This is a genomic window from Streptomyces sp. NPDC093795, assembly GCF_044764665.1.
Classification (GTDB): domain Bacteria; phylum Actinomycetota; class Actinomycetes; order Streptomycetales; family Streptomycetaceae; genus Streptomyces.
The window spans coordinates 95,251-115,300 of sequence record NZ_JBIWIO010000012.1 but is presented as its reverse complement, the minus strand read 5'-3'; the positions used below and the strand labels follow the sequence as shown (position 1 = coordinate 115,300).

19 protein-coding genes are annotated in these 20,050 nt (G+C 69.1%); 4 read left to right on the top strand and 15 right to left on the bottom strand.

The annotated features are described in order from the left end of the window. Position 1: 1 nt before the first annotated feature. Positions 2-2,179: a TerD family protein gene (locus ACIRB7_RS28570; protein WP_403603971.1), complete on the bottom strand. Its 2,178-nt coding sequence runs from the start codon at positions 2,177-2,179 to the stop codon at positions 2-4. Positions 2,180-2,298: 119 nt separating this feature from the next. Continuing rightward, complete coding sequence (locus tag ACIRB7_RS28565; RefSeq protein WP_403603968.1) at positions 2,299-2,715, bottom strand: YciI family protein; 417 nt, start codon at positions 2,713-2,715, stop codon at positions 2,299-2,301. 125 nt (positions 2,716-2,840) lie between these two features. Here ACIRB7_RS28565 and ACIRB7_RS28560 point away from each other — a divergent pair, with 125 nt between their 5' ends. Then, positions 2,841-3,470 carry a MarC family protein gene (locus ACIRB7_RS28560; RefSeq protein WP_403603965.1) on the top strand — a complete coding sequence of 210 codons (630 nt, stop codon included), beginning with the start codon at positions 2,841-2,843 and terminating at the stop codon, positions 3,468-3,470. A 91-nt stretch (positions 3,471-3,561) separates the two neighbouring features. On the opposite strand, the gene ACIRB7_RS28555 is transcribed toward ACIRB7_RS28560, so the two are convergent. The 4 genes from ACIRB7_RS28555 to ACIRB7_RS28540 all read right to left on the bottom strand — a co-directional run bounded on the left by ACIRB7_RS28555 (position 3,562) and on the right by ACIRB7_RS28540 (position 7,043). Then, positions 3,562-3,927 (bottom strand): hypothetical protein, encoded by a 366-nt coding sequence (locus ACIRB7_RS28555; RefSeq protein ID WP_403603962.1) that lies wholly within the window; start codon positions 3,925-3,927, stop codon positions 3,562-3,564. Positions 3,928-4,072: 145 nt separating this feature from the next. Beyond that, positions 4,073-5,131, bottom strand: a complete 1,059-nt coding sequence (locus tag ACIRB7_RS28550; protein ID WP_403603959.1) for an aldo/keto reductase — start codon at positions 5,129-5,131, stop codon at positions 4,073-4,075. 9 nt (positions 5,132-5,140) lie between these two features. After that, the gene (locus ACIRB7_RS28545; protein WP_403603956.1) at positions 5,141-6,037 is read right to left on the bottom strand and encodes an alpha/beta fold hydrolase; all 897 of its coding nucleotides are present in this window, start codon (positions 6,035-6,037) and stop codon (positions 5,141-5,143) included. A 28-nt stretch (positions 6,038-6,065) separates the two neighbouring features. Further along, complete coding sequence (locus ACIRB7_RS28540; protein WP_403603954.1) at positions 6,066-7,043, bottom strand: DUF5937 family protein; 978 nt, start codon at positions 7,041-7,043, stop codon at positions 6,066-6,068. 107 nt (positions 7,044-7,150) lie between these two features. On the opposite strand from ACIRB7_RS28540, the gene ACIRB7_RS28535 reads away from it, so the two are divergent. Then, on the top strand, positions 7,151-8,404 hold the full coding sequence (locus tag ACIRB7_RS28535; protein WP_403603951.1) for an MFS transporter: 1,254 nt from the start codon (positions 7,151-7,153) through the stop codon (positions 8,402-8,404). A 22-nt stretch (positions 8,405-8,426) separates the two neighbouring features. Here ACIRB7_RS28535 and ACIRB7_RS28530 read toward each other — a convergent pair whose 3' ends face one another. The 4 genes from ACIRB7_RS28530 to ACIRB7_RS28515 all read right to left on the bottom strand — a co-directional run bounded on the left by ACIRB7_RS28530 (position 8,427) and on the right by ACIRB7_RS28515 (position 12,124). After that, positions 8,427-8,636 carry a DUF4287 domain-containing protein gene (locus ACIRB7_RS28530; RefSeq protein ID WP_073909122.1) on the bottom strand — a complete coding sequence of 70 codons (210 nt, stop codon included), beginning with the start codon at positions 8,634-8,636 and terminating at the stop codon, positions 8,427-8,429. Between the two features lie 85 nt (positions 8,637-8,721). After that, positions 8,722-10,977, bottom strand: coding sequence for an FtsX-like permease family protein (locus tag ACIRB7_RS28525; RefSeq protein ID WP_403603948.1), 2,256 nt, complete (start codon positions 10,975-10,977; stop codon positions 8,722-8,724). Further along, on the bottom strand, positions 10,974-11,648 hold the full coding sequence (locus tag ACIRB7_RS28520) for an ABC transporter ATP-binding protein (protein WP_403603945.1): 675 nt from the start codon (positions 11,646-11,648) through the stop codon (positions 10,974-10,976). Before ACIRB7_RS28520 ends, ACIRB7_RS28525 begins: the two co-directional genes overlap by 4 nt. Positions 11,649-11,710: 62 nt before the next feature. Then, complete coding sequence (locus ACIRB7_RS28515; protein ID WP_403603942.1) at positions 11,711-12,124, bottom strand: hypothetical protein; 414 nt, start codon at positions 12,122-12,124, stop codon at positions 11,711-11,713. 875 nt (positions 12,125-12,999) lie between these two features. On the opposite strand from ACIRB7_RS28515, the gene ACIRB7_RS28510 reads away from it, so the two are divergent. Then, positions 13,000-13,575, top strand: coding sequence for a hypothetical protein (locus ACIRB7_RS28510; protein WP_403603940.1), 576 nt, complete (start codon positions 13,000-13,002; stop codon positions 13,573-13,575). A 109-nt stretch (positions 13,576-13,684) separates the two neighbouring features. On the opposite strand, the gene ACIRB7_RS28505 is transcribed toward ACIRB7_RS28510, so the two are convergent. Further along, positions 13,685-14,086: a VOC family protein gene (locus ACIRB7_RS28505; protein WP_403603936.1), complete on the bottom strand. Its 402-nt coding sequence runs from the start codon at positions 14,084-14,086 to the stop codon at positions 13,685-13,687. 160 nt (positions 14,087-14,246) lie between these two features. Further along, positions 14,247-14,426 (bottom strand): hypothetical protein, encoded by a 180-nt coding sequence (locus ACIRB7_RS28500; protein WP_403603931.1) that lies wholly within the window; start codon positions 14,424-14,426, stop codon positions 14,247-14,249. A gap of 111 nt (positions 14,427-14,537) precedes the next feature. Here ACIRB7_RS28500 and ACIRB7_RS28495 point away from each other — a divergent pair, with 111 nt between their 5' ends. Then, positions 14,538-15,191, top strand: coding sequence for a TetR/AcrR family transcriptional regulator (locus tag ACIRB7_RS28495; RefSeq protein ID WP_403603929.1), 654 nt, complete (start codon positions 14,538-14,540; stop codon positions 15,189-15,191). Positions 15,192-15,934: 743 nt separating this feature from the next. On the opposite strand, the gene ACIRB7_RS28490 is transcribed toward ACIRB7_RS28495, so the two are convergent. From ACIRB7_RS28490 to ACIRB7_RS28480, 3 genes are read right to left on the bottom strand one after another with little or no spacing between them, the layout of a single operon-like run. Then, complete coding sequence (locus ACIRB7_RS28490) at positions 15,935-17,479, bottom strand: hypothetical protein (RefSeq protein WP_403603926.1); 1,545 nt, start codon at positions 17,477-17,479, stop codon at positions 15,935-15,937. Further along, a complete protein-coding gene (locus ACIRB7_RS28485) occupies positions 17,476-18,657 on the bottom strand; it encodes a caspase family protein (protein WP_403603923.1) in 1,182 nt (393 codons plus the stop codon). Before ACIRB7_RS28485 ends, ACIRB7_RS28490 begins: the two co-directional genes overlap by 4 nt. Beyond that, on the bottom strand, positions 18,654-19,871 hold the full coding sequence (locus ACIRB7_RS28480) for a hypothetical protein (protein WP_403603920.1): 1,218 nt from the start codon (positions 19,869-19,871) through the stop codon (positions 18,654-18,656). The genes ACIRB7_RS28485 and ACIRB7_RS28480 overlap by 4 nt, the downstream gene beginning before the upstream one ends. Between the last annotated feature and the right edge of the window lie 179 nt (positions 19,872-20,050).

Here is a 20,050-nt window from a genome sequence, read left to right as displayed (position 1 = left end):
CTCAGCCGGCGACGGCCGAGCCGGCGACCGGCCGTCCCCGCACGGGCCGTCGCTGCTCGAACTGACTCACCTGCGCCACGACGGAGCCGTAGAAGCGGTCGACGGCCTCGTCGATGCTGCGAATGAACCCCGACTCCGTACTGCCCCGACTGCTGCCCATGCCCTTGAACAGGGACAGCCGGAAACCGGTGATGTCCATTCCGTCCTTGGGCAGCAGGTCCCCCGGCTCGGGGCGGAGCCGCTCCAAGGTGCCCCGGGGTCCACTCCTGCCCTCCAGCAGGGTCTCCACGTGCAGGTCGGCGGGCGCGTCGTCCAGTACCCGCAGGAGCCGCTTCGCGACCGACAGGGGATAGCCGCCGTCCGGGGCGGGAACGTCGATGGAGGTACGGATCTTCCCGGTCCTGAGATCCGCGGTGATGGACAGGATGCTCTGTGCGCCGTCGACACGCAGCTCGGCGGAGAGCTTCCCTTCCTCGCAGAGCCGGTCGGCCAGTTCGGTGCGACGGGACTTCGGATCGGAGCCGCGCCTGGCCCGCTGCACCGGCAGGGCCTTCTGCCCGAGCTCGCCGCCCAGGCGCAGACAGACCTGGCGGATCAGCCGCTCCCAGCTCTCCACGACCTCCACCGCGCGAGGGTCCCCCTCGCACAGGGTCTCGCTGTCGATCCCGTTGCGTACGGGGACCCAGGACGGCCCCATGTTCTGGAAGCCGTGACAGCCGGAGTTCTCGTGCTGGAGGTAGTGGAGCAGCTCCTGCAGGAGCCAGGCGTGCGCGGCATTGCCCACGCCCTCGTGGCGGATCAGCATCTGGGCCTGATGGGCCACCTCCGCCCACGAGAGGTGCCAGAGCGAGACCTTGTGCTTGCGCCTGCCGTCGGTCTTGACCTCGACGAGCGGAGTGCCCTCCAGGGCCACGTCGTTGGAGAGCGTGATGACGGCCTCGTACCCGCGCCTCGCGGCGATGTCCATGTAGTTCTGGACCTGCTCGGACTTCAGGGGATTGCCGTTGGTCTTGGTCTCGACGAGCGCGGTCCAGAGCTTGCCCGCCCGTTCCGTCCTGATGACCCCGTCCGGGCGCTTCGGACTGTCACCGTGCGGGAGCGACACCTCGGTGAACGTCTGCATCCGGCCGGCCGGAGCCCCGAATCCCGCGGTGAGCCGGCGGCCGAACTCCGGTACCTCGGCCATGACGGAGAGGAGGACCGAGGTCGCGCGTACCTCGCGCTCGCGGTCGCTCTTGTAGGACGGGACGGGGAAGAGCCGGGCGGGCTTCCAGGAGTCGTTCTCCGCCAGGGACTTCTTCGGTGCTTTGGGGAGCGTGACCTTCTTCTTGGCCGTGCGCGTCCCGCGGCTGCGTGTCGGCCGGGGCGTCTCGCCGGCGGGGGACGGGGCGGGGCCCGCCGCCCGCGTCGTGGAGTCGGTGGGCTGCGTGGGGATGGGGATGAGGGTACGGACAGCGGCATCGTCAGCGGCGTCGGCGTCGGCGTCGGCGTCGGCGTCGGCGTCGGTGTCGGCGGAGGCCGGTGGGCGGGGGCGCGCCTCGTCGGCGTCCTCACCTGGGCCGGCCGCGGTCGCGGAGAGGGGGACCGCGCCGGAGAGGCCCGGGACCTCGTCCTCGCCCTCACCTTCGTCCTCGCCCTCGTCAACGGTGATACCGAAGTCGGTGGCGAGACCGGAGAGACCGGTTTCGTACCCCTGGCCCACGGCACGGAACTTCCACTCCTGGTTCCGCCGGTACAGCTCGCCGAAGATGAAGGCCGTCTCGATCGTGGCGTCCGGGATGGAGAAACCGAGCAGGGCCTCGCCCGAGCGGTCGGTGACGGTCATGCGCAGGTCGTTCAGATCGCCGAAGCAGCCACCGCCGTACTGGCTGGCCGCCACGACGACGGTGGCGACGTCCTCTGGGATGGCCGTGAGGTCCAGGCTGATCCGGTCCTCGCTACCGTTCTCGGTGGGGACCTTTCCCAGCAACTGCACGCTGCCGTCCTCAGCGGCGGGATGGTTGTAGAAGTAGAAGTCCGCGTCACCGCGGACCTTGCCGTCGCCGTCGACCAGCAGCACCGAGACGTCCGCGTCGCCGTCCCCGGTCGTGCTGCTCCAGCTCAGACCGACGACGACCGATCCCGCGTCGTCGCTGAGGGAAGCCAGCCCGATATTGGCTCCCTTGGACATCTCGTGCATGCGTCCCCCCGGACCTCTCGCGATGTGATGTGCGCCTCAGGGGAACCGTAGCGTCCGCAACAGGAGGGTGGGGAGGGAAAGTGAAACCCGGACGAACCTCACCTCCCTCCCCGCGCCCCTCAGTCCTGAGTGGGTCCCGTCTCGTCGATCGGGCGGATGACCACCGGGTACTCCGGAGCCCCGGCCGGCTGCGGGCAGCGGGCTACCCGGGCGGCGATCTCCGTCACGCGCTCCAGGGAGGCGCAGTCGAGGACCCAGTAGCCGGCGATGACCTCCTTGGTCTCCGCGTACGGGCCGTCCGTGACCAGGGGCTTCCCGTCTCCGTCCAGGGACACGAACCGGGTCGTGGACGGGGCTGCGAGGCCCTGCCCGTCGATCATCTCGCCGGACGCCGACAGTTCCTCGTTGATCGCGTTCATGTGGTCGAACATCGCCTTGAGGTCGGCCTTGCTCCAGGCCGGACTGCTCGCGGCGGGGCGGCCCACCATGGCCTCGTAGTCGGCCTCCGCGCCCTGCACCATCACCAGATACTTCATGGCGTCCTCCTCGTGTGCGTCACTGCCTCTCGCAGGAGAGTCGGAGCCGGGGGCCGGTTCTCGACACCGCGCGGGCAGCGGCCGCGAAAACGGGAGAAATCACCCGCCCGCACCATGATTCCGGTGTGAACGCCTTCAGTTTCTCCGCCGCCTTCATCGCCTTCTTCTCCGTCGTCGGCCCCCCGAAGGTCCTTCTCGCCTTCGCCGGCCTCGCCCAGGTCCACCCCGCCCGCCAGCTGCGGACCATCGCGCTGATCTCCTCCGGCGCGGCCGTCCTCGTCGGCCTCGTCACCGGCATCACCGCCCCGTGGCTGCTCGACGTCTTCCACATCAGCACCCCCGCGCTCCAGCTCGCGGGCGGCGTCATCTTCTTCATCTACGCCGTCGGGCTCGTCCTCGGTCTCCACCTCGGCTCCACCACCACCCACCAGGACGCCCCCGACCTGACCAGCGGCGTCCGCGAGCTGCTCATGCCGTACGTCGTGAGCCCGCTCGCCATGACCGCCGTACTCATCGAGGCGGCGGCCCGCGACTCCTTCAGCTGGCGCTCCACGGTCGTCGGCGCGTACGTATCCGTCATCGTCCTCGACGTGATCTGCGTCCTGCTCCTCACCCGGGTCCTGCGCCGCACCCACCACGCCACGATCGAGCTCCTCGGCCGCCTGCTCGGCCTGCTGCTCGCGGCGGTCGGCGTCGACCTGGTCCTGGACGGCCTCTCGGACCTGGGCGTCCCGGGCCTGTACACAAGACACTGAGCCGCCGCGGACACTGAGCCGCCGCGGACCCGCGCGCATGAGGGACCCGCGCCGGAGCCCGCCCCGGAGGCGGCCCCGGGGCAACATCCAGCTAGGGCTTGTCCCTGAGCAGCTCGCCGGACGAGCAGTCGAAGGGGCGACAGCCGAGGGCACGGGAGATCTGGAAGATCACAGGGAGCACGTCGTCCTCCCTGCCCCGGGCATCCTCCCCGCCCCGGACATGGAGCATGACCGAGTCGACGGGGTCGCGCTCGCCGATACCGAGTTCGATCACCCACGTCGGACCGAGCAACTCGCCCCACGTGGGATCGGTCAGGTCGACCTCGCCCACGGCTGCCCTGAGTGCCTGGTGGACGGCGGACCGGGTTCCGACGGGAGGCGGCTCGTGATCGACGGGCAGGTCGTCGATCGAGGTGAGCTCCGCGGGAAGCGGCAACAGAAGAACGTCCCAGCTCATGGCACTCCCCACCCGAGATTCACGAGAGACGCTATCTGCCGGCACCGACACTCGCCCACCCCCAGGGCCCACCCCGGAGGCCCGCCCCGGGGCCCCACCCCGGACCCCGCCCCAGGGCCCGCCCCAGGATGGGGCCGTGGCCCCCTCACTCAGCCGCCCGCTCCTCCACCGGCCGCCGCCGTACCGCCAGGTCGGTGAGGGCGGGCGAGCGCCAGGCGCCGTCCGGCTGGTAGAGGTTCGTCCCCGGCGGCACGATCGCGTCGATCCGGTCCAGTACGTCGTCCGTGAGGAGGACCGGCGCGCCCTTCAACAGCCCCTCCAACTGCTCCATCGTGCGCGGCCCGATGATGACCGAGGTCACCGCCGGGTGCGCGGCGGGGAAGGCGATGGCGAGCTCGGGGAGGGTGCACCCGATCTCGTCCGCGAGTGCGACGAACTCCTCGACGGCGTCGAGCTTGGCGGCGTTGCCGGGGAGCGAGGGGTCGAAGCGGTGCGGGGTGAGCGCGGGCCGGCCGCTGGTCAGATCGATGGGCTGCCCCTTCCGGTACTTGCCGGTGAGGAAGCCGGAGGCCAGCGGGCTCCAGGTCAGCACGCCCATCCCGTAACGCCGCGCGACGGGCAGGACGGAAGCCTCCACGCCCCGCGCGAGCAGCGAGTACGGCGGCTGCTCGGAGCGGAAGCGGCGCAGCCCGCGCCGCTCGGCGACGGCGTGGGCCTCGACGATCTCCTCGGCGGGGAAGGTGGAGCAGCCGAAGGCCCGGATCTTCCCCTGGGAGACGAGGTCACCGAGGACGTCGAGGGTCTCCTCGATGTCCGTACGGTGGTCGGGCCGGTGGACCTGGTAGAGGTCGATCCAGTCGGTGCCGAGCCGCTTGAGGCTGTTCTCGACGGCCCGGGTGATCCAACGGCGGGAACTCCCGCCCCGGTTGGGGCCCTCGCCGCCGACCGGGAAGTACACCTTGGTGGCGAGCACGGTATCGTCGCGGCGGAGCGGGTCGCGGAGCGCCTTGCCGACGATCTCCTCGGACTCGCCGGCCGAGTACATGTCGGCGGTGTCCACGAAGTTGATGCCGCGGTCGAGGGCGGCGTGGATGATCCGTACGGACTCCTGATGGTCCGGATTGCCGACGGCACCGAACATCATCGTGCCGAGGCAGTACGTACTGACTTCGATCCCGGTCCCGCCGAGTACCCGATAGCGCATGGGCGCACTTTAGGAACTGGAGTGCGCTCCAAGGCAAGAGGGGGAGCGGGGAAGTTCCCGCGACCGGTCATCGAGGAAGTCGACGATCAGCCGGTGCAGGACCCGGGGCCGCTCAAGATGCAGGTCGTGGCCGGTGCCGGGCAGGCTCGCGCCGTGCAGCCAGGGCATGACCCGGACCATCTCCGCGTACTCCTCGCCGCCGATGATCCCGCCGTGTTCGCCCTGTCCGAGGACCGCGAGAGTGGGGCAGGTGACGGCGGCCCACTCGTCCCAGAAGGCGCGGGTGGCGTTCTCGTCGAGGGACCGCACCATGACCTCGGGGTCGAACCGGGGCCACAGCCCGTCGGCACGCTGTTCGAGCCCGCGCGCCCATCCCTCCCCTACGGGTTCCTTGCCGCCGCCCAGATACGCGGCGGCCGCCTCCCGCGAGGGGAACGGCACCGGCCACCCCCGCAGCCAGCCCCCGATCTGCTCCTGGACACCGGAGCCGGCCCCGCCGGGCCCGGCCTCGACGAGGACGAGGGCGCGCGGCAGCCCGGGGTGGGCGGCGGCGGTGAGAAGGGCGGTGCTCCCGCCGAGCGACTGACCGACCAACACGGGCCGGTCGAGGCCGAGTTCCTCGACGACGGCGACGACGTCCGCGACGTAGGCGGCCCGCGAGACGTCCCCCGGGTGCCGCTCGCTGCCGCCGTGCCCGCGCTGGTCGAAGGCGACGACGCGATGGCCGGAGTCCCGCAGCAGCCGGGCGGTGGCGTCCCACTCGCCGGCGTGCCCGGCGAGCCCGTGAAGAAGGAGCACGTCGGCACCGGCACCACCCCGGTCACCACGGTCGCCCCACTCGCGACAGAGCAGCCGAACCCCACCCTCACGCACCACGACCAGCTCGGACGAGAAAGAAGAAGTCATCCCCCATGATCGCCTGACGCCGAATCCTCTACGGGTTGAGCAACTGGTCGGCGACGGTGGTGCGGGCGTAGAGGACGGAACGCCCGCTGCGGTGGGCGGTCACCAGGCCGGCGTTCCGCAGGGCGATGAGGTGCTGGGAGACCCCGGCCGCGGACAGTCCGCACTGGGTGGCGAGCTGGGTGGTGGAGGCGGGTGTGTCGAGTTCGGTGAGGAGCAGGGTCCGGGAGCGCCCGAGTACGGCGGCGACGGCGTCGGTGGCGTCGGCGGTACGGGTCTCCCAGACGGCGCCGAACCCCCGCGCCGGATAGGCGAGTTGGGGTGGATCGGGATGAACGGACCGGGTGAGGACCTGGGGCCACGCGAAGACGGACGGAACGAGCAGCAGCCCGGATCCGGCCTGGTCGCGACTGAGCGAACAGTGACGCCGTACGAGACGCAGGGTGCCGTCGTCCCAGCGCACGGTCTCGTGGAGTTCGCTCAGGACCCGCGCGGAACCGTGTTCGGCGACCTGCCGGGCCCGGTGGAAGACATCCGCCTCCAGGACCTGCTGGATCCGGGCCCAGTAGGGGGCGAGGGCGAGCTCCCAGTAGGTCTCGATCTCGTCGGCGACCTTGGGGAGGGCGGCGGCGGGATCGTCGTACAGCAGGCGCGCCCTGACCCCGGCCTCCGCTTCCCTCCCGAGCCGGCCGAGATCGTCCCGTACCTGGTCGGCGGGGGTGCGGCGGATGGCGTCGAGTTCGGCGCCGAGGGTGGGGAAGGGCCCGGCGGGGGTGGGGTTGAGGAAGTCGGCGAGATAGCCGTGCGCGGGCACGAGCGCGGCGAGCCACCCACGGTCGATCCCGGCCCGGGAGATCCGCGGCCGGACCTGATCGGACCAGCGGCGGTGGGGCGCGGAGTCGGGGCGGCGGGCGAGGAGCCGATAGCTGGTCACGACCTCCCACATGGGGGAGACGGCGAAGCGGGTCTGGGCGAGGTCGGCGGCGGAGAAGCTGAGTCCGGATTCCACAGGTGTGCACGTCCTGGATGCGAGGTGCGAGTGGGAGGAAGGAGAATTGGATTCGGCCTGAGCTTAATCAATGGAGGGCAACGGTAGGCCAGGCGCAGTCTCCTCCCATGCCCTCACCTTCAGCCTCGCCCTCGTCCCCGTCCTCGTCCTCGTCCTCCCTCATCCCGTCCTCGTTCCGAGACCTCCCGCCTGTCGTGTGGACGATCTTCGCCGGAACGATCGTCAACCGCCTCGGGTACCTGGTGACCCCGTTCCTGGTCTTCTTCCTCGCCTCGCGGGGAGTGACCGGCGCCGAGACCTCGTACGTCCTCGGTGCCCTCGGCGCGGGCAACCTCCTCGGCCCCGCGGTCGGCGGCATCCTCGCCGACCGCATCGGGCGCCGCCCCACCATGCTGATCGGCCTGATCGGCGCGTCGGCCGCGCAGGGGGCGCTCTTCCTCGCGCCCGGCGTGTGGACGATGGCCGCGGCGGCGCTGCTGATCAGCGCGGCGGGCAGCACGGTCTCGCCGGCCGCGTCCGCGCTGCTGGCGGACGCCGTCGACAGCGAGCGCCGGCAGCGCGCGTACGCCCTCTTCGGCTGGGGCGTGAACATCGGCACCGCCGTCGCGGGCATCCTGGGCGGCTACCTGGCAGCGCAGGGCTACTGGCTCCTGTTCGCGGTCGACGCGGGGGCGATGCTCGCGTACGCGCTGGTGGTGGCGTTCCGACTGCCGGAGGCGAAGCGGACGACGACGCCGCGGACGCCGGGGGCGAAGAAGGACGGCATCGGCTACGGCGTGGTCCTCCGGGACCGCCTGGCCCTCCTCCTGCTCCCGCTCTTCGGCGTCCAGCTGTTCGTGTACTCGCTCACCGAGGTCGCCCTGCCGCTGGCCATCCGCGACAGCGGCCTCTCGCCGGCGGTGTACGGGGCGATGGCGGCGGTCAACGCGATCCTGGTCGTGGCCCTGCAGCCCTTCGCGACGTCCTGGCTGGCCCGGTTCCCGCAGCTCGCGGTGCAGGGGGCGGGCAGCACGCTGATCGCCGTGGGGGTCGCGCTCACCGGCCTGGCCGACGGCATCGTCGGCTACGCGGTGTCGGTCGCCGTCTGGTCGCTGGGCGAGGTGGTGGTCGCCGGCATCGCCGCCGGTGTCGTCGCCAACCTGGCCCCGGCCCACGCCAGGGGCCGCTACCAGGGAGCGTTCAGCTGGACCTGGGGAACGGCCCGCTTCGCGGCCCTCACCCTGGGCGTCACGACCTACACGACGCTGAGCCCGACGGTCCTGTGGTGGACGGCCCTGGTGGCGGGAACGGCCACGGCGGCGGCGACGGTGGCGCTGAGGACCCGGGTCGACGCCCGCACGGCCCACGAACTGGCGGCGTGAACGGGCGGCGTGAACGGGCGCGCTACTTCCCCTCGGCAAGGGTGTGGGCCACGAGCGCGTTGGCGTGCCCGTGACCCAGCCCGTGCTCGGCCTTCAGCCAGGAGACGAGCTCCATGTGCTTGGTGAGCGGCGAGGAACGGATGAGCTCCTGCCACTCGGAGATCGGGCGCCCGTACTTCTTCTCGATGGAGGGGAAGTAGCTGGCGGGACCCTTGACGACGTTCTCGGCCATGGGAAAGCTCCTGATGAGGTGGGCGGGGGGTGGTAACTGAAGAGAAGACCCCCACTCCACCGGGAACTCATCGCAATGCGCAAGATCAATCTCGCCGGATGTGCTCCGGATCGATGTGCCGCCGCACCATGGGCACGGAGGCGAGCGCGGCCGCGCACAGCACCCCGAGCGCACAGGCGAACAGCAACGGCAACCCCTCCCAGTCCCAGTGCACCGCGCCACCCCCGGTGATCAGGTAACTGGACTCGGCAAGCCACCCGGTAACGATGGCCGCCCCCAGCCCCACAACCAAGGGCAACAACACCTGCACCACCTGCACCACCCGCAACGTCCCGGCCCGAGCCCCCAACAACGCGAGCGCGGTCACCTGCCCCCGCCGCTCCATGGCCCGATCGGCGACGGACACGACGAACGCGGCAACCCCGATGACAAGCCCGAGCACCATCCCGACGGCGAGAAGACTGCGGATGACGGTGAGCTGAGCGAGGGAGTCGATGACGATCCCGACGGGATCGACGGAGGCGGTGGGAGCGACGGCCCCGATGCCGTCGAGGACGGAGCGGATGGTGGCGGGGTCGGCGTCACTTAGCAGAACGAGATGGCCCTCTGACAGGACAACTCCAGGAGGAAGCAGTGACGGCGGAATGAGTAGGCTCGGCCCGAAGAAGTGCGAGGGTTGGTAGGCCCGAACCGCGACACTTGCCTGGGGGACGGTGACATCAAGCTCTCGTCCGTTGCTCAACAGAAACGCAAAGGTTCGTCCCGGGACCGCTGCGGCGTCGATGGAGAAGTTCTGATCTTGGATCCGTAGCACCTTGTGCTCTGTACACCCCGCTGTCTTCTCGACGAAGGCGGCGAGCTGCTGGCACGTGGCAACCACGGCGGATGTTCGGGGACGATCGTCTTCGAATGATGTGTGTTGCAATGAAGCGGAAGACATCACGTGGGCGCGCACACCTGCAACTTCGGGCGCCTCTAGCTTCTGGCCGGTACTCAGGTGACTGAACGGAATACCGTACTCCTGGACAGGGCTGGTGGAACGGCTCACTTGGTCCAGCTCGACGAGCACGCCTTGAGTGAGCGAGGCTCCGAACACCAGCAGCACGAGTCCCGTGGTCACCCGCAACGATGATCCTGGATCGACCTCTGTACGTCGCATCGCCAACGCCACCGGCAGCGACTTGGCCGTTCCCGCGATGCGCCGGGCCAGCCATGCTGTGATCGGCGCCAGCCCGAATACGAGTCCCGCACCGGTCAACAGCACGGCGCCAGGCACCAACACGGAATTGGCCGACCCTCCTGACGGGTCCCGCCCCATCGCGCTGAGCACGCAGTACCCGCCGATGACCCCGATTCCCGGGATCAGCAGCAGCATCCCCGACTTCTTCGGCGGCTTCCGTTCCCCAGTGCGCCGCACACTGATCGGCGTAAGGGCGGCCCTGCGGGCGCTGTTCTGCCCCACGAACCATGCGAGCGCCGGACAGCCCAGGAGACACACGGCAAGGGTCAAGCCCGGCGGCCGGCCATCCGCCGGATACCAGTGCAGTCCAGGCAGCCCGACCCGCGCCATGATCTCGTTGGTCCCGAGATACCCCATGACGCCGAGCACAGCTCCGACCGAGGCAGCGGCAACGCTTTCCCCGGCGTTGACCCGCAGGGTGTCCTTCACGCTGAGTCCGACGAGGCGGAGGGCAGCGAGCCTCCGGGCGCGCGATTCGCCAGAGAGCCGCGCGCAGACGGAGAGGAAGATGACGAGGGGAAGCAACACGATGCACCCGAGGGTGAATCGGAGAATGGTGAGGGTCGACGGCTCGACGATCTCCCGCCGTGGCCAACTGGCGCCAAAACCACCCAGCTCTTCTGCTTCGGTCAGCTCGGACGGAGTGGTGCCGATGTAGGCGTACAGATCTTCGGTATCGCCCAGCCCCTCAGGCGCGATGGTCCCGGTTAGGCGGCCGGGGACAAGTCCGGCTGCCCTCGGATTGGCGGCCAGAACCTTGGCGAGCTTGGGCGAAACGACCGCCTCGCCGGCGGCGGGAAGTTTTGCGATTCCCGGGGGCAGAGGAGTTGGCCCAGGGCTTGTCCGAGCGACGAAGACGCGGTGGAGCGGCTGCGACCCGTACGGACCCCGAAGTTCTTGGTACAGGACGTTACTTTTGCCGGGGTTCGGTTCACGGGCGGCCGTCCGCGCATCATGTGCGGAGAGGATCGACGGGATGGTGAGGACGGCGGCCAGGCACGCCACTCCGAGCGCCGAGCCGAGCGCCATCAGGAGGAAGCGAGCCCGACCTCGACGCCCACTGCCCCACAGCAGGCGCAGCCCGAGGACGAACGCGTTCACACCGCCACCCGTTGTGCCAGGACGCCGTCCGTCATCGTGTACTGCGCATCGGCTTTGGCGGCCACGTCGGCGTCGTGGGTGACGATGACCACGGCAGTCTTCTGCCTTCGCGCCAGCTGAAGGAACTCGTCCAGCACAGCAGCGGCGTTGGCGCTGTCGAGCGCGCCGGTCGGTTCGTCCGCGAACACCACGTCCGGCCGGTGAACCAGAGCCCGCGCAACCGCGACGCGCTGACTCTGGCCCCCCGACAGCTTCGAGGTCCTGCGCCGCAGAAGGTCGCCCATTCCCAGCCGCCCGAGTACCTGGGCGGCAATGGCGTGAGCATGGGTCTTGCTGATTCCGGCGAGCCGGAGAGGGAGTGCTGCGTTCTCTTCGACGGTCAGCTCCGGCAGCAGCTCTCCGTACTGGAAGACGAAGCCGAGGCGCGTACGGCGCAGGGCGCTCAGCTCGCCATCGGGAAGGGTGGAGAGTCGCACCCCGTCGAAGGTCACAGAGCCGTTAGAAGGGGGCAGAACACCGGCGAGGCAGTACAAGAGCGATGACTTGCCGGACCCGCTGCTGCCCATGATGGCGGCCACTTCGCCGCGCTTGAGCGTGAAATCGGCACTGCTGACGGCCTGCTCGGTGCCGTAGAAGAGGTCCACGCCGTCGGCGCGGAGAATGACGTCCATCGTGGTCCGCACTCCCTTGAAGCAGGGAGCCGTCAGCCGACGGCTCCCCGAACCGTCGGCTGCTAGCGCTTGAAGCCTCGAGGGGCCGAGCAGTTGTTCGGTCGAAGCGCCCCACGGTCGCGGCACACCCGCATCTCAGCTGAGTTGGTGTAGCGGGTTGCGCCGTCCCAGACAGCGTCCTCCAGCTTGACAGTGGCCTTCTGCACGCCCTTGAACCGCTGCCACCCGTAGGCGTGCGGCCTCACCTCCAGGTAGGTGTTGTGGCCGTCGTTGTAGCTTCCGTCAATCAAGTACCCCTTGAAGCGGAAGGCGCCGTGCCTCGCCCCTGCTGGCTCCCACCTGTACTCGATGTTGTCGAACTTGGCGCCCGTGGTCGTAATCGGTTCTGCGGCGGCATGCCATGAGTCCGCAACCGCGACCCCCATCCCCCCAAAGAACAGCCCCGCAGCCACCACAGCCGTAGCGAACTTCCTCATCGATAACCCCTGTTAGGTCGTGCCGACTGGTCATCACAGAAAGTATCGGCATCACTACACACCGGTTACCGCAGTAACGTCCCTCCCTCTCATCACCCCCCGATCCGGTGAACGCGGCCCCTCACGGCGCCATCTCGCCTGTCCTCGCTCAGCCGGTGAACCTCCGGGATCCCCTCCAGTCGCCTCACCGCGCTGACGTCAACCCCGCGCCACATCCCCCTCCACCAACCCCACCAACGCCGTCAGTCGGTTCACGTCATCGCAGGCCACCATGTACTGAGACGTCACCCACCGCTCCGGGGCCAGCGGCGCCGGGCCATCCGACGCCGTGACCTCGCGCCCGCGTGGGCAGCAAGTCGGGTGACGAAACCGCCGACTCCGCCTCGGACGCCGTTCACAAGGACGCCCTGCCCGTCCCGCATCCGACCGGGCTAAAGGACCCCCGCTGCAGCAGGCCGGCGCGCAGGGGCTCGGCCGGGTTGCAGTTGGTTCTGGAACGCGCGTGTCTCCTGCGGCCGCGCGACGCCGTGGCGCTCGAACCGGCTTCAGGAGACACGATGTTCGTGCCGCACGGCACCGAGCACCTGCTGGCCGGCAGAGGAGCCTCGGGGGACGCGTACCGCGAGCCGCCGGTCGGTGACTGCGCCCTGGCCCCCTCCCACGTGAAGGCCCGGCTGGACCCGTCCGGGGCGCGGCAGGCCGGTCACGGAGGCGCCCTGCGGTGCGTACCGACTCGGCCCCTCTCGTACGTACGCACCCACTCCAGCACGGACAGACCCGGCGCAGCCAGCACTGCTCCCCCCCCGGGTTCCCCATAGGGGTGATCATCGGTGCGCCTGCGTGAAGGGGATCTCGGCGTCCTCAAGGATGCGCGCATGCGCTCTTCCGCCCCTCCCCCTCCCTTCTCCTCGCTGCGCCGCGGCCTCGTCCCTTTCGTGGCCGCCCTCGCCCTCCTCGGTACGGCCGGGGCCTCCGTCGCCGGTGCCGTGGAGGCCTGCGGTTCGGTCATCACCGCCCCCCTCGCCCGGCCCGTTTCCGCCGACGACCCCTGTCCCAGTGCCGACCCGGTCGTGTGCCGGATCCGCGTCCTGCCGATGGACGAGAAGGTCGAGGCGCAGCGGACCCGGATGCAGTACCACGGGCTCCTGGAGGGCATGCACCGTACGGAGGCCGCCATGCGCGAGGCGGGGGCCACGGACGAGGAGATCGCACGTGAGTTGGTCGACATGCGGAACCAGGCCAAGGAGATCACCCGCGCCGGTATGACTCCGGAGGAGGTGAGGGTCCTGGAGCAGCGGAACGTCGCCAAGTACGGCAACCCGCTCGGCCCCACCGCCGACCAGCTTTACGCCAAGTACGGATCCTGGCAGCAGGTGATCGACGCGTCGATGCGGACCAGTTTCGCCGTCGACCGTGAGCTCAGCCTTGAGTACCGCCCCTGCCCCGTATAACTACGTACGCCGGAGGGCCGGACCGCATCGAGCGGTCCGGCCCTCCGGCGTATGGCGGCTGCGCGGGCGGGCGGACGGTCCACGCACGCCGTACCCCGCCCGCCCCGTTTTACTCGGAGCTCTCCGGGTTCGCGGGGGTGACCCATTCGACGAGCTGGACGACGACGCCGTTGGGGTCGGTCAGCTGGAAGAGGCGCTCGCCCCAGGGCTCTTCGCGCAGCGGCATCGTGATGGGGGCGCCCGCGGCGCGCAGGCGGGCTTCCTCCGCCGCGAGGTCGGTGACGGTGAACGCCAGGATCAGCCCGGCGGCCTGCTGGTCGCGCTGTTCGGGCGGGAGGACGTCGGTGCCGCGGCGGAGCAGCACGATGTCGACGGCGGCGTCCTCGCGGGTCAGCGAGGCGAAGCCGTCGGCGGCCATGGCCACCTGGTAGCCGAGGTGGGTGGTGAGGAACTCCCGGGAGGCGTCCACGTCGGCGACGGTGAGGGAGAGGGTGGAGGTAGAGACGTTCACGGCTGCGGCTCCTCGACGAGTGGACGTACGTGCGTGCGTGGCGTGCGTAAGTGCTGTGCGGGCGGCGGCGGGTACCCGCTGCGGTGGGTACGGGCTGAGGTGGGGCGACGGTGCGGCGGTGCGGTCCTGATGTCGCGCCGCGCTGCTGTCGTGTGCCGCGTCAGTACGTGCGACGCGGCGCGTGGAACCGGATGCGGGCGGGCGCCTGGCGGTGGCCGGCGCGTGGCAGCTCGCGGCCGGGACGCGGGGCGCCGGAGACCGGGCCGGTCTCCTGGGTGGCGGTGAGCCTGATGGTGGGGAAGGGGGCGGCGGGGGTGGTGACGGGGTTCAGCTTTCGCATACGCGGTCTCCGGGTCTCGTCCTACGGGGCGATTTTTGCAACGGACGTAACTTTACGCACGGCTGATCCAATGCGTCAAGCGCAAACTTACGTCACGTGTAAGATTCGCCCATGGCTACCGAGAGCACGGGACTCCGCGAGTCCAAGAAGCAGGAGACCAGGCAGCTGATCTCCGACCACGCCACCCGGCTCTTCATGGAGCAGGGCTTCGAGCAGACGACCATCGCCGAGATCGCCACGGCGGCCCGCGTCGCCAAGAAGACGGTCACCAACTACTTCCCGCGGAAGGAGGACCTGGCCCTCGACCACCACGAGGCGTTCACCGCGAGCCTGGCCCGCGCGGTCGTCGACCGGGCCGACGGGGAGTCGGCGCTCAGCGCGCTGCGGCGCGAGTTCGCCACCGCCGTCGAGCAGTGCAACCCCGTCGCGGGCTTCGCCGGCCCTGAGTTCGCCCGCATGATCGCCGACAGCCCGACCCTGACCGCCCGCCTGCGCGAACTGCACGACCAACGGGAAGAGGCCCTCGCCACGGCCCTCGCGGACGCGGCCTCGGCCGACGCCTCGGCCGACGCGCCCCCCCTCGCCCCCCGAGCCGCCGCCGCCCTCCTCGCGGCCGCCCATCGCCTGCTGTTCCAGCGCATCCAGGAACTCACCCTGGCCGGCGAGCCCAACGACCGGATCGCGGCCGCCGTGGCCCCGGAGGCCACGTACGTCTTCGACCTCCTCGCCACCGGCCTCGACAACCACCCACCCACGCAAGCCTGACCGCAACCGCATCCCCGCGGTCGCGAAGGCCTGAACCGCCCGGACAACGTCGAAGGGCCCCACCGCGAACGGTGGGGCCCTTCAACGAATTGCCCGGTGAGAGCAATGGCGGAGGATACGAGATTCGAACTCGTGAGGGGTTGCCCCCAACACGCTTTCCAAATGTTCGTACGCCCGTCCGGTGCGGGTCATGCCGGTCCTGACCTGCGGCGGAGCGTCCAGGGTGGCCCTGGCTGAACGTCCTTGGGCGGGGGTGAATGAGACCAGAACTGAGACCAAGGAGTACTGCGTTGCTCCTAATCAGCGACGGCCCCCGAGGCGGTGTCAGCGCAGTATTGGCGATGGCCTTTCGTTTCGGGACCGGCTGGCGTTCTCCTCGTCGTCCGGGTGCCACATTTCTTATTTCACACTCCTTCGGATGCTGGGCCCTGGCGTGCCAGGGCCCAGGCCGTGTGGGTGTTCATGCTCGGGCGCGCCCGGTCGCCAAGCGGTCGGCCTGCCACGTCGTTCGAGCGCGAGCACTCAGAGCACGAGTGGGAACTGTGTGTGGCCGGTGCCGATAGCCGTCCTAGCCGCCTGCCTGGTTCCCCTCCGGAGGCGGGCTAGAACCGTCCAGCACACCCGATGTTGTGTCGGCCATGCTGCGGGTTTCGGGGCGTGGTCGACCCCTACGAAGTCGAAGACTTGGTGAGTCAAACCGCAGCCTTGACCGCGTTGTGTGCCCTGGGGCGCGGCAATGCAGACTACGCATCATCGCCGCGCCCCAGGCGCAGGCCGGGCAGCAGGTCCTCCAGCTGCCCCACGAGACCGCCCGGAACGTCGTATTCCACTCCTGGAACACTCAGAGTCATTCGGCCGTCACTCACGTGCTCCCGGATGGCGTTCAACTCCCGTCCCATCTCAGCGACGTCGCGTGGAGTGAGCCGCAATTCCAGGGTGTGGGTGTCGTGGAAGAGAACGGGGCGAATGTCTGTACGTGTCATCAATTGCCGTGCGAAGTGCCACAGCCATTCCGGATCACGGTGTCGGATGATCAGCGTGAACGTCGCCGAGCCGGGGCGAGTTCCAACCGTATCCGGGTCGCGCCAGGCATGGGCGGCAACCATCCGTTGCTGGAGTGCGCGCGCGGGTTGCCAGTTGATTTGCGCGCCATCGCCATCGGGCGCGAGTTTGAAGTGCAGGGACTCTTCGTGGGGCGGTGGGAGACGCCGGGCTGGAGCACGCGTGGGCTGATCGGGACTTTGGGCGGTGTAGGTAGTCAGCGAGGTGTGCACGCTGGAGTTGAGGCAGTGCTCAAGCCATCGCCAGGATGCCAGCCGCTCACTGCGGCGATCTTGGGTAAGCAGCCGCATTGTGTCGGCCAGGATTCGCAGCCCTTCCGCAGCCATCGGCAACGTGCGGTCGTCCGCTAGCTGCTCCACGACTCTGCGAATGTCGAAGCGGCGCCGTGTCCGGTGGGCCAGCCAGAGCCTGATGGTCAGCGCGTCCGCAACTCCTTCGCCCAAGGTCCGCTCGGTGCCCAGGGCCTGTACCCATTGCTGTGCTCCTTCCACCTCGCCTCGCCGGCAGAGCGAATATCCGACGGCCAGATCGAACAGTGAGGGCCTGCCACCAGGGGCCGGGGGAGCTTGTTGCCACGCGGTCTCGATGGCCAGAGCGGCTGGTATGCGGCCGGTGCGCAGCGCTTCGAGCAGCGTGTAGCCGGAGTCGGCGACCGGTCGCACTTCGAGCGGCCCTTTCAAAGCCGCCGAGAGGGGCTTCACTGTCATCTCGGTGCGGCTGGGCAGGATGGTACAGGCGGGGGCACGGTTGGCTCCGCCTGTCTGCAGAGCCCAGACGGTGCCCGGTGTGATGTGCGGAGTGGAAGGTCCGCGATGCGCGGTGTCCCGTGCCCAGGTCGTGGGGGAGTCGGTGGCCATGCTGCGGGGTTCCCACTGCCCGTCGGCGTGCCGCCAAAGGCAGATCCATCCGCTGCTGCTGGAGCGGGGAGTTCGCGTGACGGGCAGCGAGGGCCTCGTCGGCGGGGCGAGCGCCGTGGCGGGAGTGTTGCCGCCGGTGATGACCGTCGGCTGCAGACGGACGTACGGTGACCAGCCGCGTAGGAGATGGCGTTCGCCGCGGCGCAAGGAGACGGCATGCGGGGTTCCTGCGATCAGCGGAAAGACGTCCTGGATCTCGGCGCGACTGTTGAGCCGCTCGACGACACCGATCACTGTTCCGGGGTTGGCGCCCGCCAGATGAGGGGGGTGCACGTGTGTCGTGTGCACACCGGATGCGGAGCTGGTCATGAAGCATCCACCTGCACGGTGTGATGGAAGCACGGTGGCTGCAGCCACACCTGCTGACTTGTGGTGCTGTAGGGACCGTCGGCGAATGCGACATGGAGGTCGCCCTCGCCTGCCGGACCTGAGTCGATCCACGGTTCGGGTCCGGGCATGCGGGACGCGACCTGGTTGCCGCGCAGGTCGGCGAGTGACCATGCCGCTGTGGCCAATGCGCCGGTGGGAGCAGTGTCGAAGTGAAACGAGACCTGCGGCCGGTTGGCGAACCGCAGCAGTACACCGCCGCGCACGTTGGTGCTGGATGTGACGCACTGCTGTTCGGGCATGTCGTGGTGGCGCAGCCCGGGCCACTGCATGAGCTGATCGATGGCCGTCCCGATGCTGGTGGTCGTCACCTGCCAGCCCTGTCCGTCACGGCGGTGCTCGGGTGAGAAGAGGGCTTTGAGGAAAGACCGGGTGAACAGGGTGCTCTCACCAGCCCGACCGTGAGCCGGTGCCCCCACACTTGTTGAGTACACGACGAGCTGTTCCGGATCGTGCGAAATGTGCAGCCTAGGGCCCAACGCCGTGGATTTTAGCGATTGCAGCGTGGCATCCACGTCCTGCGAGCTCCTGCATGCATCGAGGAAGAAGCACTGGATGGAGGCGCGGTTCCCCTGCATGTTCTGCACGGTCCCATGCACGTCGATGGAGTTTTGGAAGGAGGCGAAGCGGCTGGAGAGGGTGTCCTGCAGCAGTAGCGCGTGATCGCCGTAGGCGCCTAGTTGGAGTCCGTGGCCGCAGAAGTAGAACAAGGCGACGTTGTCTCGGTCGCTGTCGCAGCGTTCGTACCACCGCTCGAAGGCTTCCTGGACATCCTCGAGTTCGGCCTTGGTGCCGACCTCATCGCCTGCGTCGGGGAACAGGTCTGCGAAGCCTGGGGGAAACTGTGGATCTTCGGCCGAGATGACTGCTTCGATGCTGCCCAGCGCGCGGTCCGGCACGTCACGCAGCTCTTTCAATAGCGTCACGCACACCTCATAGGCGGAGGCTGGAGGTGCGGTCAATTGTCCTAGCCCTTTGGCTAGCGTTCCGGGGCGGGCTTGGTGCTTGTTGCCGCCGTTGAAATGGTCATAGCGGCCTACGCCGATGACGAGGACATGAATGGCAGGGCCGGTGCCCTCGCTCTGCCACAGAGTGGTCACCGCTGACCCTCCGCAGCGCGCAGGGCAACACGATGATGAAAGTGGGGGGAGGTGACGTAGCCGCCGTGCGCCCACCAAGCCCCGGTTGCGAAGCTTAGGTCTTCCGCGCCAGCGAACACTGTAGCCGCGCTGAAGGCGAGCGGGTCTGCCTGGTCAACCACGTTGATCCACCGACCGACATTGGGTAGCGCAGGCACCTTTCGGCCGCCGGTTCCGATGAGCGATCGGTCGCTGGCTCGGAAGAGTTTCAGCTCCTCGAAGAGTCCAACTTGCGTCCCTGCGGTGACCAGCAGATCCACATGAAGGTGGGGACGGAAGTGGGAGAGCACGTCATGAATGATGTTGCCACCCATGCTGTGCGCCACGACGACCAGCGGCTCGCTGTTTTGCCGAGCGTGATCGGCAGCCTCTTCGAGCGCCTCGCCTACCAAAGCAATGATCGAACTGTTCTCGGCCGTGTCCCGCTGAGCGAAGTAGCCCATCACATCGCCTAGGAGTAGCGCGAGACTGCGCGTGGGCCGGCGCAGTAGCGCTGCGCCTCCACGGGTGACAGCCATTGCCGCACAGGAATTAAGCCGCCGCAGCACCAATCGGGCAGCCCGGGGCACACCGCTGGCGGCACCGAACGTTTCCCACCCGTCCGCAGAATCGCTGGTGTTCGGCATGGGACCGGAACGCCATGCTTCAAGCTCTGCACTCAGCCGTTCCAGCAACTCCACGTCGTCACCAACTTCGGCGAGCCACGGGAAGACGGCCAGTCCGTCACCCCGCCCGCCGTTATTCGAGCGCTCGGCCCAGTACGCGGTGGCCTTTCCGCAGAACGCAACGCCCTCGCGCAGCTCGTCATCGGTGCCGGCCAGAGAGCTACAAATGATCTCGATGGCCCACTGCAGCGAGGTCGCAGCTGCAGCGACCAGCACCCGGCCTGGCTCGGCCGCGCCAGCCTGCTGGGCCACATCTACCACCGCAGCCTCCGCGGCGCTCGCTTCCTCGTCGCTGCCGAGCCGCTCCATTCCCCCCACGTCCAGGGAAGCCCAGCCCCATGCTGGCTCCGCCACCAGGCCGCCCCACCACGGGCTCCAGACTTGCGTCTTGCCTGGATCACAGCCCAGCGCAGCCAGGACATGCTGGCGATACAGCGCATCGCGTACGGCCACATGCTCCGGATCCTGCGGCGCTCGGTTGCCAATTCCATGGACATGCACCAGCGGCACGCCAAGCCCCCTCCTCTGCGGCGAGCCACCATTGTGCGACACATCACTGCCCAAACACAGCTGGATCCCCGCATGCTCGCCCAGGCGGCTCCGCTGGGACGACATGAGGGAAACGAGCGTGAGCTTAGCCTCGCACTTTCATGAGGGGTCTCCCCCCTGAGTGGTACACACGCTGATAT

Bases quoted from the DNA above. Each gene is read 5' to 3' on its own strand.
- ACIRB7_RS28570 (WP_403603971.1), bottom strand. From the start codon at position 2,179: ATGCACGAGATGTCCAAGGGAGCCAATATCGGGCTGGCTTCCCTCAGC.
- ACIRB7_RS28565 (WP_403603968.1), bottom strand. From the start codon at position 2,715: ATGAAGTATCTGGTGATGGTGCAGGGCGCGGAGGCCGACTACGAGGCC.
- ACIRB7_RS28555 (WP_403603962.1), bottom strand. From the start codon at position 3,927: ATGAGCTGGGACGTTCTTCTGTTGCCGCTTCCCGCGGAGCTCACCTCG.
- ACIRB7_RS28550 (WP_403603959.1), bottom strand. From the start codon at position 5,131: ATGCGCTATCGGGTACTCGGCGGGACCGGGATCGAAGTCAGTACGTAC.
- ACIRB7_RS28545 (WP_403603956.1), bottom strand. From the start codon at position 6,037: ATGACTTCTTCTTTCTCGTCCGAGCTGGTCGTGGTGCGTGAGGGTGGG.
- ACIRB7_RS28535 (WP_403603951.1), top strand. From the start codon at position 7,151: ATGCCCTCACCTTCAGCCTCGCCCTCGTCCCCGTCCTCGTCCTCGTCC.
- ACIRB7_RS28530 (WP_073909122.1), bottom strand. From the start codon at position 8,636: ATGGCCGAGAACGTCGTCAAGGGTCCCGCCAGCTACTTCCCCTCCATC.
- ACIRB7_RS28520 (WP_403603945.1), bottom strand. From the start codon at position 11,648: ATGGACGTCATTCTCCGCGCCGACGGCGTGGACCTCTTCTACGGCACC.
- ACIRB7_RS28515 (WP_403603942.1), bottom strand. From the start codon at position 12,124: ATGAGGAAGTTCGCTACGGCTGTGGTGGCTGCGGGGCTGTTCTTTGGG.
- ACIRB7_RS28510 (WP_403603940.1), top strand. From the start codon at position 13,000: ATGCGCTCTTCCGCCCCTCCCCCTCCCTTCTCCTCGCTGCGCCGCGGC.
- ACIRB7_RS28500 (WP_403603931.1), bottom strand. From the start codon at position 14,426: ATGCGAAAGCTGAACCCCGTCACCACCCCCGCCGCCCCCTTCCCCACC.
- ACIRB7_RS28495 (WP_403603929.1), top strand. From the start codon at position 14,538: ATGGCTACCGAGAGCACGGGACTCCGCGAGTCCAAGAAGCAGGAGACC.
- ACIRB7_RS28490 (WP_403603926.1), bottom strand. From the start codon at position 17,479: ATGACCAGCTCCGCATCCGGTGTGCACACGACACACGTGCACCCCCCT.